This is a genomic window from Kitasatospora sp. NPDC007106, from assembly GCF_040634455.1.
Classification (GTDB): Bacteria; Actinomycetota; Actinomycetes; order Streptomycetales; family Streptomycetaceae; genus Kitasatospora; species Kitasatospora arboriphila.
This window is the reverse complement of record NZ_JBEYFP010000106.1, coordinates 1-14,300: the sequence shown is the minus strand read 5'-3', so window position 1 is coordinate 14,300 and position 14,300 is coordinate 1. Positions and strand designations below refer to the sequence as shown.

The following is a 14,300-nucleotide window of genomic DNA, read 5'->3' as shown; positions in this document are numbered from 1 at the left end:
GCCGGGCTGGCCGCGGCCGGGGGTGGGCCTCGGTCCGCGCCCGACTCCCCGCTGTGGGCGCGCAGTTCCCTGCGTGATCAGCGGCGGTCCGTCCTGTCGTCCGAGGTCCGGGCGGCCGGGAGACGGTGGTCCTGCCGCCGGTCGACGGTGCCCGGGGTGGTGTGGAGCCCGGCGGCGGGCGACTGAGCGCCCCGCGGCCGTCCGGCCGTGTGCGGGTGTGCGCCCCGCGGCCGTCCTCGTGCATGCCCGGCGTGCGAACCGGTTCCGGGCCCGTCCGGTGCTTCGGGCGCGACCGGCTCGACCTGCGTGATCGGTCCGCCGGGTGCCGTGCGCCGCCCCGGGTGCCGTGCGCCGCCCCGGGATCGGGTGTCCGGGCCGGGCCGTGCGTTCGACCTGCGCCGGAGGTGCCGCGGCCGCACGGTGGGGGAGGGGGCGTGCGGGCGGGTGGTCGTCCGGCCGGTGCGTTCCCGCACCCTTGACAGCCAAAATGTGAACGTTAACAATCACAGCATCCGGAGTCGCCCGGCCTCGCCGGCCGACCCGGCCACCCGCTCCGCCGGCCGGCGGTCTCCCCGCTTCGACCCGCCCGGCCCGGCGGCAGCCGTTCCGCTCCTTATGAGGGTGAGGCAGCGGAACATCGGCCGGCCGCCGGCCCGCGACGGTGCGGACCAGCCGGCGGCCGGCCCGAACTCCCCACCCCCGTACGAAGGATGAGACAGTGACCGAGACGCCCCCCACCCGGGCCGAGCAGACCGGCACCGAGCAGGCCGGCAGCGCGCCCGGCACCGGGCCGACCGGTGCGGCCGAGCCCGCCGGCGGCGACCGCTACGTCGTCGGCGTCGACTTCGGCACGCTCTCCGGCCGCGCCGTCGTCGTCCGGGTCCGGGACGGCGAGGAGATCGCCACCGCCGTCCACGGCTACCCGCACGCCGTCATCGAGGAGCGCCTGCCCGGCACCGGCCGCCCGCTGCCCCCCGACTGGGCCCTGCAGCACCCCGAGGACTGGCGCGAGGTGCTGCGCACCGCCGTCCCCGAGGCGCTCGCCGCCTCCGGCGTGGACGCGTCCGACGTCATCGGCATCGCCACCGACTTCACCGCCTGCACCGTGCTGCCCGTCCGCACCGACGGCACCCCGCTCGCCGAGCTGCCCGAGTGGGCCGCCCGCCCGCACGCCTGGCCCAAGCTGTGGAAGCACCACGCCGCCCAGCCGCAGGCCGACCGGATCAACGCCCTCGCCCACGCCCGCGGCGAGAAGTGGATCCACCGCTACGGCGGGCGGATCTCCGCCGAGTGGCAGTACGCCAAGGCCCTGCAGGTGCTGGAGGAGGACCCGCAGGTCTACGCCGCCTGCGAGCGCTGGATCGAGGCCGCCGACTGGATCGTCTGGCAGCTCACCGGCACCGAGACCCGCAACACCTGCACCGCCGGCTACAAGGGCATCCACCAGGACGGCGCCTACCCGGACGAGGACTACCTCGCCGCGCTGAACCCCGGCTTCGCCGACTTCGCCCGCACCCGCCTGGAGCACCCGCTGCTCCCGCTCGGCAGCCGGGCCGGCTCGCTGACCGCCGAGGCCGCCGCCTGGACCGGCCTGCCCGAGGGCATCGCGGTGGCCGCCGGCAACGTCGACGCCCACGTCGCCGCCCCCGCCGCCCGCGCCGTCGACAACGGCCAACTGCTCGCCATCATGGGCACCTCCACCTGCCACGTCGTCAACGGCGCCGCCCTCGCCGACGTCCCCGGCATCTGCGGCGTCGTCGACGGCGGCATCGTCGCCGGCTCCTACGGCTACGAGGCCGGCCAGAGCGCGGTCGGCGACATCTTCGCCTGGTGGCTGCGCCAGGGCGTGCCCGCCGAGTACCTCGCCGAGGCCGAGGCGACGGGGGAGGACCTCCACCAGCTCCTCAGCCGCAGGATCGCCGACCAGCCGGTCGGCGGCCACGGCCTGATCGCCCTCGACTGGATGGGCGGCAACCGCTCCGTCCTGGTCGACCACCACCTGTCCGGCGTGATCGTCGGCCTCACCCTCGCCACCCGCCCCGAAGAGGTCTACCGGGCGCTGCTGGAGGCCACCGCCTACGGCACCCGCACCATCGTCGAGGCACTGGAGGAGGGCGGCGTCCCCGTCACCGAGTTCGTCGTCGCCGGCGGCCTCAAGAAGAACGCCCTGCTCATGCAGATCTACGCCGACGTGCTGCGCCGCCCCGTCTCGCTCGCCGCCTCCGAGCAGGGCCCCGCGCTCGGCTCGGCGATCCACGCCGCGGTCGCCGCCGGCGCCCACCCCGACGTGCGGACGGCCGCGGCCGTGATGGGCCGGGTCCACCGCCATGCGTACCTGCCCGACGAGGCCCGCGCCGACGCCTACGACGCCCTGTACGCCGAGTACCGCGCCCTGCACGACCACTTCGGCACCGGCCCCGGCAAGCAGCTGCACCGCCTGCGCGCCATCCGCAACGCCGCCCTGACCGCCCACCGCACCAGCGAGGACCGATGAGCTCCCCGATCGATCTGATCCGCCGCCAGGTCAGCGACCTCCACCAGGAACTGGTCCGCTACGACCTCGTCGTCTGGACCGCCGGAAACGTCTCCGCCCGCATCCCCGGCGAGGACCTGATGGTCATCAAGCCCAGCGGCGTCGCCTACGACGAGCTGACCCCCGAGGCCATGATCGTCTGCGACCTCGACGGCACCGTCGTGGCCGGCGAGCACAACCCGTCCTCCGACACCGCCGCCCACGCCTACGTTTACCGCCACATGCCCGAGGTCGGCGGCGTGGTCCACACCCACTCCACCTACGCCAGCGCCTGGGCCGCCCGCGGCGAGGCCGTGCCCTGCGTCCTGACCGCCATGGCCGACGAGTTCGGCGCCGAGATCCCGATCGGCCCGTTCGCGCTCATCGGCGACGACTCCATCGGCCGCGGCATCGTCGACACCCTGCGCGGCCACCGCTCGCCCGCCGTCCTGATGAAGAACCACGGCGTCTTCACCATCGGCAAGGACGCCAAGGCCGCCGTGAAGGCCGCCGTCATGTGCGAGGACGTCGCCCGCACCGTCCACATCTCCCGGCAGCTCGGCGAACCCCAGCCCATCGCCCAGGCCGACATCGACCACCTCAACCACCGCTACCAGAACGTCTACGGCCAGCAGACCGCGCCCGCGGCCCGGTGAAGGAGAACCACCCCATGACGCACCCCGCCGACACCCGCGAGATCTGGTTCCTCACCGGCAGCCAGGGCCTCTACGGCGACGACACCCTGCGCCAGGTCGCCGAGCAGTCCCGCGAGGTCGCCGCCGCGCTCTCCGCCGACGGCGGCATCCCCGTCCGCATCGTCTGGAAGCCCGTCCTCACCGACGCCGCCGCGATCCGCCGCACCTGCCTCGACGCCAACGCCGAGGACTCCTGCATCGGCCTGATCGCCTGGATGCACACCTTCTCCCCGGCCAAGATGTGGATCGCCGGCCTCGACGCCCTGCGCAAGCCCCTGCTCCACCTGCACACCCAGGCCAACCGGCAGCTGCCCTGGTCCACCATCGACATGGACTTCATGAACCTGAACCAGGCCGCCCACGGCGACCGCGAGTTCGGCTACATCCAGTCCCGCCTGGGCGTCGCCCGCAAGACCGTCGCCGGCCACGCCAGCGACCCGTCCGTCGTCCGCCGCGTCGCCTCCTGGGCCCGCGCCGCCGCCGGCCGCGCCGAACTCGCCACCCTCCGGCTCGCCCGCTTCGGCGACAACATGCGCGACGTCGCCGTCACCGAGGGCGACAAGGTCGAGGCCCAGCTGCGCCTCGGCGTCTCCGTCAACACCTACGGCGTCAACGACCTCGTCACCGCCGTCGACGCCGCGACCGACGAGGACGTCAACGGCCTCGTCAAGGAGTACGACGAGCTCTACCGGCTCGCCCCCGAACTCCGCGCCGGCGGCGACCGGCACGACTCGCTCCGCTACGCCGCCCGCATCGAACTCGGCCTGCGCACCTTCCTCACCGACGGCGGCTTCGGCGCCTTCACCACCAACTTCGAGGACCTCGGCGGCCTGCGCCAGCTCCCCGGCCTCGCCGTCCAGCGCCTGATGGCCGACGGCTACGGCTTCGGCGGCGAGGGCGACTGGAAGACCGCCGTCCTGCTGCGCACCCTCAAGACCGCCGCCGCGGGCCTGCCCGGCGGCACCTCCTTCATGGAGGACTACACCTACCACCTGGAGCCCGGCCAGGAACTCATCCTCGGCGCCCACATGCTGGAGGTCTGCCCGACCATCGCCGCCGCCACCCCCTCCTGCGAGATCCACCCGCTGTCGATCGGCGGCCGCGAGGACCCCGTCCGCCTGGTCTTCGACGCCGAACCCGGCCCCGCCGTCGTCGTCGGCATGGCCGACCTCGGCGACCGCTTCCGCCTCGTCGCCAACGAGGTCGACGTCGTCGCCCCCACCGAGCCGCTGCCCCACCTGCCGGTCGCCCGCGCCGTCTGGAAGCCCCGCCCCGACCTGCGCACCTCCACCGAGGCCTGGCTCACCGCCGGCGGGCCCCACCACACCGTCCTCACCCGGGCCCTCGGCGCCGAGGAGCTCGACGACCTCGCCGAGATGCTCTCCGTCGAACTCGTCCTCGTCGACGCCGACACCACCATGCGCCGCTTCACCCGCGAACTGCGCTGGAACCAGGCCTACCACCGCCTCGCCAAGGCCCTCTGAGCCCCGCTCACCGGCCGTGCCCGACGGGCCCGTGCCTCCGCGTCCCGCGGGGGTGCGGGCCCGTCCGCGTCCGCCCTCAGCGGCTCGGCACCGGGCGGCGCAGCAGGTACAGCCCGGCGAAGACCGTCAGCAGCGCCATGCAGACGATGAACACCACCCCCGCGTCCTCCAGCCCCACCGGCTCGGACAGCACACCCACGCCGATCACCGGGATCGAGATCCCGGTGTACGCCACCACGAACAGCGAGGAGATCGACCCGGCCCGGTGCTCCGCGGGCGCCGCGGCAGCCACCGCACCCACCGAACCGCGCAGCGCCAGCCCCTGGCCCGAACCGCCGACCAGCGCACTCAGCACCAGCAGCGCCAGCAGCTCCGCCAACAGCGCGCCGCCGAGCAGCGCCAACCCCACCAGCAGCACCGCGCAGCCCAGCGGCAGCGCCCGCCGCGCGCCCAGCGACCCGGCCGCCAACTGGCCGCCCGTCGACGCCAGGAACGTCGCGAAGACGATCAGGCCGATCAGTGCCCGGTTGTGCACGTCCAGGGTCTGCGCCAGGAACGCCGGCGACACCGCCGTGAACACCCCCAGCAGCGCGAACCCGGCGAACGACGCCACCCCCGCCGGCACGAACACCCCGCGCACCTCCGGCGGCAGGCTCGGCGCCTTCACCCGCGCCGCCGACAGCCCCTTCGCCCCCGCCACCGACTCCGGCAGGGCCAGCAGCACGCCCGTCGCGACCGCCACCATCACCAGGTGCACCACGAACGGGAGCACCAGCGGATCCGGCGCGTACTCGGCCAGGACGCCCGACAGCAGCGGGCCCAGCCCCAGGCCGCCCATGTTCGCCGCCGTCGCCGCGAACGCCGCCCGGCCCTCCCGGCCGGCCGGCGCCAGCTCCAGCACGTACGCGGTCGCCGTCCCCGTGAACAGGCCCGCCGAGAGACCCGACATCAGCCGGCCCAGGCACAGCAGCGGCACCCCGCCCTCGAACAGGAAGCAGAAGGCGCTCAGCGCCGCGAAGCCGAGCCCGGCCAGCAGCACCGGCCTGCGGCCCACGGTGTCCGAGACGTTGCCGAACGCCAGCAGCACCCCGATCACCGCGAAGGCGTACACCGCGAAGACCACCGTGACGACCAGCTCGGAGAAGCCCAGCTCCTCCTGGTAGAGCGAGTACAGCGGGGTGGGGAGGGTGGTGCCGGCCATGCAGACCGCGAAGACGCCGGAGGCAGCCAGGTACGCCTTGGCGCCGGCCGGACGGCCGCTCTGACGATCGCTCATGCGCCCACGGTACGGGCCCGGCGCCACCGGCCCGCGGGGGCGCGCGTCAGGCGGGCTCCAGCCGCCACCACTGCGCGGGTGTGTCGGCGTCCTCCTGCTGGCGCACCGAGCCGTCCGCGCAGCCCTCCACGGCCTTGCCGCTGATCACCGCGACCACCGTGAAGGTGCCCGGTGCGTCCACGTGCCGTTCGAACAACCACTCCTGGGCGCCGAAGCCGTTCGGCGACCACTGCTGGATCGGCACCCCGTCCTCCGTGCGGGCACCCATGACGTCGAGGCGCTTGCCGCTCGCGGCGTTCTCCAGGTGATACAGGCCCGCCCCGGGATGCACCGGCGACACCCGCCAGACCTGGGCCTCGCTGCCGTCGTCGGCCGCGTGCCGGGCCTTCGCCCCGCTGCCGCCGCGCCCGCCGGCGATCTCCAGCAGCAGTCCGCTGCCGACGTTGCGCAGCCGGTAGCGGCCCTCCGTCACCGGCCCGTGCGCCGACCCGCCCGACCGTGCTCCGCCCATGTGGTGTCCCGCCGCCGCCCGGCCGCCCGGGTGCGGCCGTCCTCGGAGGTCCACGCTACGCGCCGGCACCGACGGAAAGGGCTCCGCCCGGTGTGCGCACACACACCGGGCGGAGCCGTTCGCGCGGGGTCGGGGTCAGGAGCCGACCTTGCGCTTGTTCCAGACGTCGAAGCCGACTGCGGCGAGCAGCACCAGGCCCTTGATGACCTGCTGGTAGTCGGTGCCGACGCCGACCAGGGACATGCCGTTGTTCAGGACGCCGAGGACCAGGCCGCCGATGATCGCGCCGAGCACCGTGCCGACGCCGCCGGAGGCGGAGGCGCCGCCGATGAAGGCCGCCGCGATCGCCTCCAGTTCGAAGTTGATGCCGGCCTGCGGGGTGCCGGCGTTGAGCCGGGCGGCGAAGACCAGGCCGGCCAGGGCCGCGAGCACGCCCATGTTGACGAAGGCGAGGAAGACGACCCGCTTGCTCTTCACGCCGGAGAGCTTTGCGGCGGGTTCGTTGCCGCCGATCGCGTAGGTGTGCCGGCCGATGATCGAGTTCCGCATCAGGTAGCCGAAGCCGACCAGCAGCGCGCCGAGGATCAGCAGCACGATGGGGGCGCCGTGGTAGCTGGCGAGCAGCAGGGTGAAGACGAGGACGGCGGCGGTGATCGCGGCGAGCTTGGCGAGGAAGAAGCCGACCGGCAGCAGTTCCAGGCCGTAGGAGGCGGCCTGGCGGCGGCCGCGGACCTCCTGCAGCACGGCGATCGCGAGCACGCCGAGGCCGAGCAGCAGGGTCAGGTTGTGGTAGTTGGTGTGCGGGCCGACCTCGGGGAGGAAGCCGCTGGAGATCTTCTGGAAGCCCTTGGGGAACGGCGCGATGGACTGGCCCTGGAGCAGGATCTGGGTGCCGCCGCGGAAGAGCAGCATGCCGGCCAGGGTGACGATGAACGAGGGGATGCCGATGTAGGCGATCCAGAAGCCCTGCCAGGCGCCGGCGACCGCGCCGATCAGCAGGGCGAGCACCAGGGCGAGCGGCCACGGCAGGTCGTGCTTGACCATCATCACCGCCGCCGCCGCTCCGACGAAGGCGGCCAGTGATCCCACCGACAGGTCGATGTGGCCGGCGATGATGACGATCATCATGCCGATCGCCAGGATCAGGATGTAGCCGTTCTGCTGGATCAGGTTGGTGATGTTGAGCGGCTTCAGCAGGGTGCCGTCGGTCCAGATCTGGAACAGCACCACGATCAGCGCGAGGGCGACCAGCATGCCGTACTGGCGGACGTTGCCGCGCAGCGCGTCGGCCAGCACGGCGCCGGTGGAGCGGGTCCGTGCGGGGGCCGCCGGGCCCGGCGGGGTCGTCGGGGTGGTCTGGGTCTGGGCCATGCCTTACACCTGCTCGGGTCGGGGTGCTGCGGTCTGCGGGGCGGCGGTCTGCGGGGCGGCGCTCACGGTCATGAGGCGCATCAGGGACTCCTGGTCGGCGTCGGCACGGGCCACCTCGCCGGTGATCCGGCCCTCGGCCATGGTGTAGATCCGGTCGCACAGGCCCAGGAGTTCGGGGAGTTCGGAGGAGATCACCAGCACGGCCTTGCCCTGTGCGGCGAGGTCGGCGATCACCTGGTAGATCTCGGCCTTGGCGCCGATGTCGATGCCGCGGGTCGGCTCGTCGAGGATCAGCACCTCCGGTCCGGCGAAGATCCACTTGCTGAGGACGACCTTCTGCTGGTTGCCGCCGCTGAGCTTGCCGGTCTCGGCGAACACCGAGGGCGCCTTGATGTTCATCGACGCCCGGTAGGCCTCGGCGACCTTGGTCTCCTCGTGCCGGTTCACCCAGCCCCGCCGGGCGACCTTGCCGAGCGCGCTCAGCGTGATGTTCCGGCTGATGTCGTCGATGAGGTTGAGGCCGAGGTGCTTGCGGTCCTCGGTGACGTACGCGATGCCGTGGCCGATCGCCTGCGGCACCGTCCGGGTGGAGACCTCCCGGCCGTGCACCAGCACCCGTCCTCCGGTGTACCGGCCGTAGGAGCGGCCGAAGACGCTCATCGCGAGTTCGGTGCGGCCGGCGCCCATCAGGCCGGCGATGCCGACGATCTCGCCGGCGCGGACGGTCAGCGAGGCGCCGTCGACGACGTTGCGGTGGTGGTCGATCGGGTGCTGGACGGTCCAGTCCTCGACGGCGAAGGCGACCTCGCCGATCGCGGGGGTGCGCTCGGGGTAGCGGTGCTCCAGGTCGCGGCCGACCATGCCGCGGATGATGCGGTCCTCGGCGATGCCGTCGGCGCCGACCGGGATGGTCTCGATGGTGCGGCCGTCGCGCAGCACGGTGACGGAGTCGGCGACCCGGGCGATCTCGTTGAGCTTGTGCGAGATGATGATGCAGGAGATGCCCTGGGCCTTGAGCTCCAGCATCAGGTCGAGCAGCTTGCGGCTGTCCTCGTCGTTCAGCGCCGCGGTGGGCTCGTCGAGGATGAGCAGCTTCACCTCCTTCGCGAGCGCCTTGGCGATCTCGACGAGCTGCTGCTTGCCGACGCCGATGTCGGCGATCCGGGTCTGCGGGTTCTCGTGCAGGCCGACCCGCTTGAGCAGGGCGGCGGCGTGGGTGAGCGTCCGGTGCCAGCTGATGATGCCGCGCGTGGCGTGCTCGTTGCCGAGGAAGATGTTCTCGGCGATCGACAGGTACGGCACCAGGGCGAGCTCCTGGTGGATGATCACGATGCCGCGCTGTTCGCTGGCCCGGATGTCCTTGAACCGGCAGGGCTCGCCCTCGAAGAGGATCTCGCCCTCGTAGCTGCCGTGCGGGTAGACGCCGCTCAGCACCTTCATCAGGGTGGACTTGCCGGCGCCGTTCTCGCCGCAGATCGCGTGGATCTCCCCGGCGGCGACGCTGAGCTCGACGTCGGAGAGGGCTTTGACGCCGGGGAAGGTCTTGGTGATCGAACGCATCTCGAGGACAGGTCCGGCCATGGGGTGCTTCCGTATCTCTGGGGGCGGCGGGGCGGGGGCGGTCCCGCCCCGCCGCCGGGTCGGCGGCCCGTGCGGGCCCGGGGCTACTTCAGCTGGTCGGCCGTGTACTGGCCGCCGTCGACGAGGACCTTGGCGTAGTTCTCCTTGTCGACGCTGACCGGCTGCAGCAGGTAGGCCGGGACGACCTTGGCGCCGTTGTCGTACTGGGTGGTGTCGTTGGTCTCCGGCTTGCCGCCGGTGAGCACCGCGTCGCCCATCTGGACGGCGACCTTGGCGAGTTCGCGGGTGTCCTTGTAGACGGTCTGGGTCTGCTCGCCCGCGATGATCGACTTCACCGAGGCCAGCTCGGCGTCCTGGCCGGTGACGATCGGCAGCGCCTTGCCGGCGCTGCCGTAGCCGACGCCCTTGAGCGAGGAGAGGATGCCGATCGAGATGCCGTCGTAGGGCGAGAGCACCGCGTCCACGTGGGCGCTCGTGTAGGACTTGCTCAGCAGGTTGTCCATCCGGGACTGTGCGACGCCGCCGTCCCAGCGCAGCGTGGCGACCTGGTTGAAGGCGGTCTGGCCGCTCTGCACGACGAGCTTCTTGCTGTCGACGTACGGCTTGAGGACGCTCATCGCGCCGTTGAAGAAGAACTGCGCGTTGTTGTCGTCGGGCGAGCCGGCGAACAGCTCGACGTTGAACGGGCCCTTGCCGTCCTTGAGGCCGAGCTTGTCGGCGATGTACGTGCCCTGCAGCACGCCGACCTTGAAGTTGTCGAAGGTGGCGTAGTAGTCGACGTTCTTGGTGCCGCGGATCAGCCGGTCGTAGGAGATCACCGGGATGTGGGCGTCGGCGGCCTTCTGCAGCACGTCGGTGAGCGAGGAGCCGACGATCGCGGCGACGACCAGGAGCTTGGCGCCCTTGGTGATCATGTTCTCGATCTGGGACACCTGGTTCTCGACGACGTTGTCGCCGTACTGCAGGTCGGTCTTGTAGCCCTTGCCCTGGAACTCCTTGACCATGTTGTTGCCGTCGTTGATCCAGCGCTCGGAGGACTTGGTCGGCATGGCGATGCCGACCAGCCCGCCCTTGGCGCCGTCCTTCGACGCGCCGTCGCCGTCGCCGACGCCGTTGGCGCTCTGGCCGCAGGCCGCCAGCGACAGCGCGAGACCGGCCGCGGCGAGGGCCGTAGAGAGCTTCCGCACAGTTCCTCCAGGGGTGTGCCGCGACCGGGGCGGGCGGGGAGCGCCGGGTCGGTCGAGCGGTGGTTCGGGGGCAGGTGTCGAGCAGGGGTGGGCGCCAGGGGGCCGACCGGTTCGGTCAGGTCCCTGTCCGGGGCCCTGGCCTGGCGTTACCTGAGTGTTAACGCTCACAAGAAGCCCGTCAAGAGGGGCTGGAGTCACCATCGGGTCACGTGCGGGCATAGATATGGAAGCGCTGTGCAGGCTGCTTGACGGGCGGACTGTTAGCGCTAACAATTTGCCCGGGAGAGGCTGCCCGGACGCACGGGAGCCGCCCCCGCCGGTGGGCGGGGGCGGCTCTGCGGACCTGCGGTTCTGCTGCCTCGCGGTTCTGCGGACCTGCGGTCGTCAGCCGGTGAAGCCGGCCGTGATCGAGGTGAACTGCCAGTTGTTCTGGTTGATGCCGGAGCAGTTCTCGGCCACGCCGCCGCCGGCGCACGGCCGGTCGCGGTTGACCGACCAGAAGGCGAGGCGGGCGATGTGGTTGGTGTTGGCCCAGTCGCGGATGCTCGTCCAGGTCGCCGGCGTGGTGGTCTCCTGGTTGTCCGAGAGACCGTTCATGCCGGAGATGCCGACGTGGGCGTAGGCGGTGGCGTCGTCCCAGCCGAAGGTCGACTTCAGCTTGTTCTTCAGGCCGTTCGCCGCGCTGACGGTGCTGCCGTACATGTCGGCGCCGCCGCCGAAGTCGAACGGCATGATGGTGAAGACGTCGATGTCGGCGCCGAGCGCCTTCGCCTGCTCGATCAGCCGGTTGCCGTAGTAGGTCGGGCCGGTGGTCGCGGTGCCGAAGGTGAGGATCGTCCGCAGGCCCGGGTTGTTCTGCTTGACGATCTTCAGGGCGCCGAGGATGCGGTCCTGGACGACGGTGTTCTCGAACTCGTCGGTGTTCTCGATGTCGACGTCGATCGCCTTCAGCCCGTACGCGCTGATCACCTGCTGGTAGGCGGCGGCCAGGGCCTCGGGGGTGGCGCAGTTCGGGCCGAGCTTGTTGCCCTGCCAGCCGCCGATCGACGGGACGACGTCGCCGCCGGCCGCCCGGATCGCGTTGATCGTCTGCTGGTCGACGCCGCCGGTGAGCGGACGCTGGCCGTCCCAGGACGGGTTGCAGCCGCCCGAGGAGAGGATGAACGCCATGGTGAACCACTTGATGCCGGTGGCGCTCATCACCGTGGTCGCGGACGGCGGCTCGCCCCAGCCCATGTAGAGGTAGGGCGCGGCCTGCTTGAAGCCGGTGCCGCCGCCCCCGCCGCCGGAGCCGGTCGTGGCCGAGACGGCGTTGGAGGCGGCCGAGGTGTTGCCCGCCGCGTCCCGAGCCTTGACGGTGAAGGTGTAGGAGGTGCTCGCGGCCAGGCCGGTCACGGTCGCCGAGGTGCCGGTGCTGCTGGCCACCACGTTCGAGCCGCTGTAGACGTCGTAGCCGGTCACGCCGACGTTGTCGGTGGAGGCGTTCCACGACAGCGAGACGGTCGAGGAGGTCGTGCCGGTCGCGGCGAGTCCGCCCGGCGCGGTCGGCGCCTGGGTGTCGCCGCCGCCCCCGCCGCCGCCCGGGCCGTCCAGGCTGATGTCGTCGGCGTAGTAGGTGCCCTGGCCGTACCAGCCGTGGGTGAAGATCTGCGCGCTGGTCTGGCTCGCGCCGGTGGTGAAGGTCACCGACAGCTGCTGGTACGAGGCGGCGGACGGCGTCCAGGTGGAGGCGCCGCCGGTCACGCCCAGGTAGACGTAGTTGCCGCGGACCCAGCCGGACAGCGTGTACGTGGTGTTGGGCTGCACCGAGACGGTCTGGGTGCACTGCGCGGTGTCGCTCGCGCTCGCCGCGGCGGCGAGCGCCTTGCTGCCGGAGTGGACGGGGGAGCCCACCACCGAGCCGAGCCCGCCGGTGCAGGACCAGCCGCTGAGCGTGCCGCTCTCGAAGCCGGGATTGGTGAGCAGGTTGGCCGCCTGGGCCGTAGCGGGCAGGGCGACGGCCGCGGCCGAGCCCAGCGCGACGGCGCCGAGCGCCGCCACGAGGCGGTTGCGGGAACGCACAGGACCTCCAGTGGGGGATGGGGGTTGCGGCCGCAGGGGTGCGGGGGAGCCGTGCAGGCCGCGTGCACCGCCAAGATGGACTAGACCAATATCGGGTGTCAAGGGCCCGTCAACGCCCATCGGCGGAACCGCACTTGGCCCGGCACGGCACCCTCCCAGGTGGGACCGCCCGGGACCGGCGGCCGAGCCCCCGCGCAGCCGCGGAAATATTCGCTGGCGCGGCCCCGCCGGCCGTGGCTACCGTGGTGCCGTTCGGGAGGGCCCGCCGAGGGCCGTCCCCCCGTCGTGCCAGCCCTGCACACCCGGAGGTGAGGACCGTGATGACCGTCGCTGCGCTGGACGCTGCCCGCGTCCGTACGTCGTTCACTCCCACCCCCGTGGCCACCGGCTGACTTCCACGACTCCTTGACGCGCCGTCGGGCGCGCACCGCCGGGGCCACCCTCGCCGAAGGGCCCACCCCACCGTGACCAGCTCCACCTCCGCCGCCCTCCCGCTCTCCGCCCACGGCTGGAACGAGGACAGGGCAGCCGAGTTCGCCTTCTACGCCGAGGCGGGGCTCACCCCCGCCCTGATCTCCCGCGTCGACCGCGGCCAGTGCGACGTCCTGCTCGCCGACCCCGAGTCCGGCGAGCTGCGCACCGTCCGCGCCGACACCCGGCCGGTCGGCGACCCCGACCCGGTCAAGTGCCCCTGCACCGGGGACTGGGCCGCCGTCGACCTCGCCGCGCAGCCCCTGCCCACCGTCTCCGCCCTGCTGGGCCGGAGCACCGCGATCGTCCGCAAGACCGCGGGCGGCCGCTCCGACGGCCAGGTGCTCGCCGCCAACGTCGACACCGTCATGATCGCGGTCTCGCTCGCCGCCGACCCGGACCTCGGGCGGATCGAGCGCTTCCTCGCCCTCGCCTGGGAGAGCGGCGCCGTCCCGCTGGTCGTCCTCACCAAGGCCGACCTGGTCGACGACGCCGACTTCATCCGCGAGGACGTGGAGAAGATCGCCCCGGGCGCCGCCGTGCTCACCGTCAGCGCCGAGACGGGCGAGGGCATGGACGAGCTGCGCGCCCACCTGCCCGGCGCGACCGCCCTGGTCGGCCAGTCCGGCGCGGGCAAGTCCACGCTCACCAACGCCCTCGCCGGCCGGCACGCGATGGCCGTCCAGGAGACCCGCTCGGTCGACGAGAAGGGCCGCCACACCACCACCACCCGGGAGCTGATCCCGCTGCCGGACGGCGGCGTGGTCATCGACACCCCCGGGCTGCGCGAGGTCGGCCTGTACGGCGGCGAGGGCGTCGACCTCGCCTTCGCCGACATCGCCGCGATCGCCGAGCGGTGCCGCTTCGACGACTGCAGCCACCGCTCCGAGCCGGGCTGCGCGGTCGCCGCCGCGCTGGAGGACGGCACGCTGCCGCAGCGCCGGATGGACAGCTACCTCAAGCTCCAGCGCGAGAACGAGTGGATCGCCTCGCGCAGCGACGCCCGGGTCGCCGCCGAGCGGGCCAGGAAGTGGAAGGCCGTCACCAAGTCGATGCGGGGCTCGTCGAGCCCCACCCGGCGCGACCCGCGCCGCACCCGCTGAGCCGGGAGGCCGCCGGGCCCCGCCGGGCCCGGCGGCCGGACGGCTCGG

Annotated in this window: 10 protein-coding genes; 4 read left to right on the top strand and 6 right to left on the bottom strand. The window is 72.8% G+C overall.

Annotation, left to right across the window (positions count from 1 at the left end; genetic code table 11):
• Positions 1 to 718: 718 nt before the first annotated feature.
• The 3 genes from ABZ641_RS12710 to araA are packed head-to-tail and all read left to right on the top strand — an operon-like array spanning position 719 to position 4,691.
• Complete coding sequence (locus ABZ641_RS12710) at positions 719 to 2,494, top strand: ribulokinase (protein WP_359981305.1); 1,776 nt, start codon at positions 719 to 721, stop codon at positions 2,492 to 2,494.
• Positions 2,491 to 3,168, top strand: a complete 678-nt coding sequence (locus ABZ641_RS12705; protein WP_344624499.1) for an L-ribulose-5-phosphate 4-epimerase — start codon at positions 2,491 to 2,493, stop codon at positions 3,166 to 3,168. Before ABZ641_RS12710 ends, ABZ641_RS12705 begins: the two co-directional genes overlap by 4 nt.
• 14 nt (positions 3,169 to 3,182) lie before the next feature.
• The gene (gene araA / locus ABZ641_RS12700) at positions 3,183 to 4,691 is read left to right on the top strand and encodes an L-arabinose isomerase (RefSeq protein WP_359981303.1); all 1,509 of its coding nucleotides are present in this window, start codon (positions 3,183 to 3,185) and stop codon (positions 4,689 to 4,691) included.
• Positions 4,692 to 4,767: 76 nt separating this feature from the next.
• Here araA and ABZ641_RS12695 read toward each other — a convergent pair whose 3' ends face one another.
• The 6 genes from ABZ641_RS12695 to ABZ641_RS12670 all read right to left on the bottom strand — a co-directional run bounded on the left by ABZ641_RS12695 (position 4,768) and on the right by ABZ641_RS12670 (position 12,678).
• Positions 4,768 to 5,967, bottom strand: a complete 1,200-nt coding sequence (locus ABZ641_RS12695) for an MFS transporter (RefSeq protein ID WP_344624497.1) — start codon at positions 5,965 to 5,967, stop codon at positions 4,768 to 4,770.
• A gap of 46 nt (positions 5,968 to 6,013) precedes the next feature.
• Positions 6,014 to 6,478 carry an RICIN domain-containing protein gene (locus tag ABZ641_RS12690; RefSeq protein WP_344624496.1) on the bottom strand — a complete coding sequence of 155 codons (465 nt, stop codon included), beginning with the start codon at positions 6,476 to 6,478 and terminating at the stop codon, positions 6,014 to 6,016.
• Positions 6,479 to 6,613: 135 nt separating this feature from the next.
• Positions 6,614 to 7,849, bottom strand: a complete 1,236-nt coding sequence (gene mmsB / locus ABZ641_RS12685) for a multiple monosaccharide ABC transporter permease (RefSeq protein ID WP_344624495.1) — start codon at positions 7,847 to 7,849, stop codon at positions 6,614 to 6,616.
• 3 nt (positions 7,850 to 7,852) lie between these two features.
• Complete coding sequence (gene mmsA / locus ABZ641_RS12680) at positions 7,853 to 9,430, bottom strand: multiple monosaccharide ABC transporter ATP-binding protein (RefSeq protein WP_344624494.1); 1,578 nt, start codon at positions 9,428 to 9,430, stop codon at positions 7,853 to 7,855.
• Between the two features lie 83 nt (positions 9,431 to 9,513).
• The gene (gene chvE / locus ABZ641_RS12675; protein WP_359981299.1) at positions 9,514 to 10,617 is read right to left on the bottom strand and encodes a multiple monosaccharide ABC transporter substrate-binding protein; all 1,104 of its coding nucleotides are present in this window, start codon (positions 10,615 to 10,617) and stop codon (positions 9,514 to 9,516) included.
• A gap of 384 nt (positions 10,618 to 11,001) precedes the next feature.
• The gene (locus ABZ641_RS12670; protein WP_344624492.1) at positions 11,002 to 12,678 is read right to left on the bottom strand and encodes a carbohydrate binding domain-containing protein; all 1,677 of its coding nucleotides are present in this window, start codon (positions 12,676 to 12,678) and stop codon (positions 11,002 to 11,004) included.
• Between the two features lie 464 nt (positions 12,679 to 13,142).
• Here ABZ641_RS12670 and rsgA point away from each other — a divergent pair, with 464 nt between their 5' ends.
• Positions 13,143 to 14,252 (top strand): ribosome small subunit-dependent GTPase A, encoded by a 1,110-nt coding sequence (gene rsgA, locus ABZ641_RS12665; RefSeq protein ID WP_359981297.1) that lies wholly within the window; start codon positions 13,143 to 13,145, stop codon positions 14,250 to 14,252.
• Positions 14,253 to 14,300 lie beyond the last annotated feature (48 nt).

Excerpts from the sequence above, each read along its gene's own strand:
- ABZ641_RS12705 (WP_344624499.1), top strand. The coding sequence starts at position 2,491 with ATGAGCTCCCCGATCGATCTGATCCGCCGCCAGGTCAGCGACCTCCAC.
- mmsB (WP_344624495.1), bottom strand. The coding sequence starts at position 7,849 with ATGGCCCAGACCCAGACCACCCCGACGACCCCGCCGGGCCCGGCGGCC.
- araA (WP_359981303.1), top strand. The coding sequence starts at position 3,183 with ATGACGCACCCCGCCGACACCCGCGAGATCTGGTTCCTCACCGGCAGC.
- ABZ641_RS12690 (WP_344624496.1), bottom strand. The coding sequence starts at position 6,478 with ATGGGCGGAGCACGGTCGGGCGGGTCGGCGCACGGGCCGGTGACGGAG.
- ABZ641_RS12695 (WP_344624497.1), bottom strand. The coding sequence starts at position 5,967 with ATGAGCGATCGTCAGAGCGGCCGTCCGGCCGGCGCCAAGGCGTACCTG.
- mmsA (WP_344624494.1), bottom strand. The coding sequence starts at position 9,430 with ATGGCCGGACCTGTCCTCGAGATGCGTTCGATCACCAAGACCTTCCCC.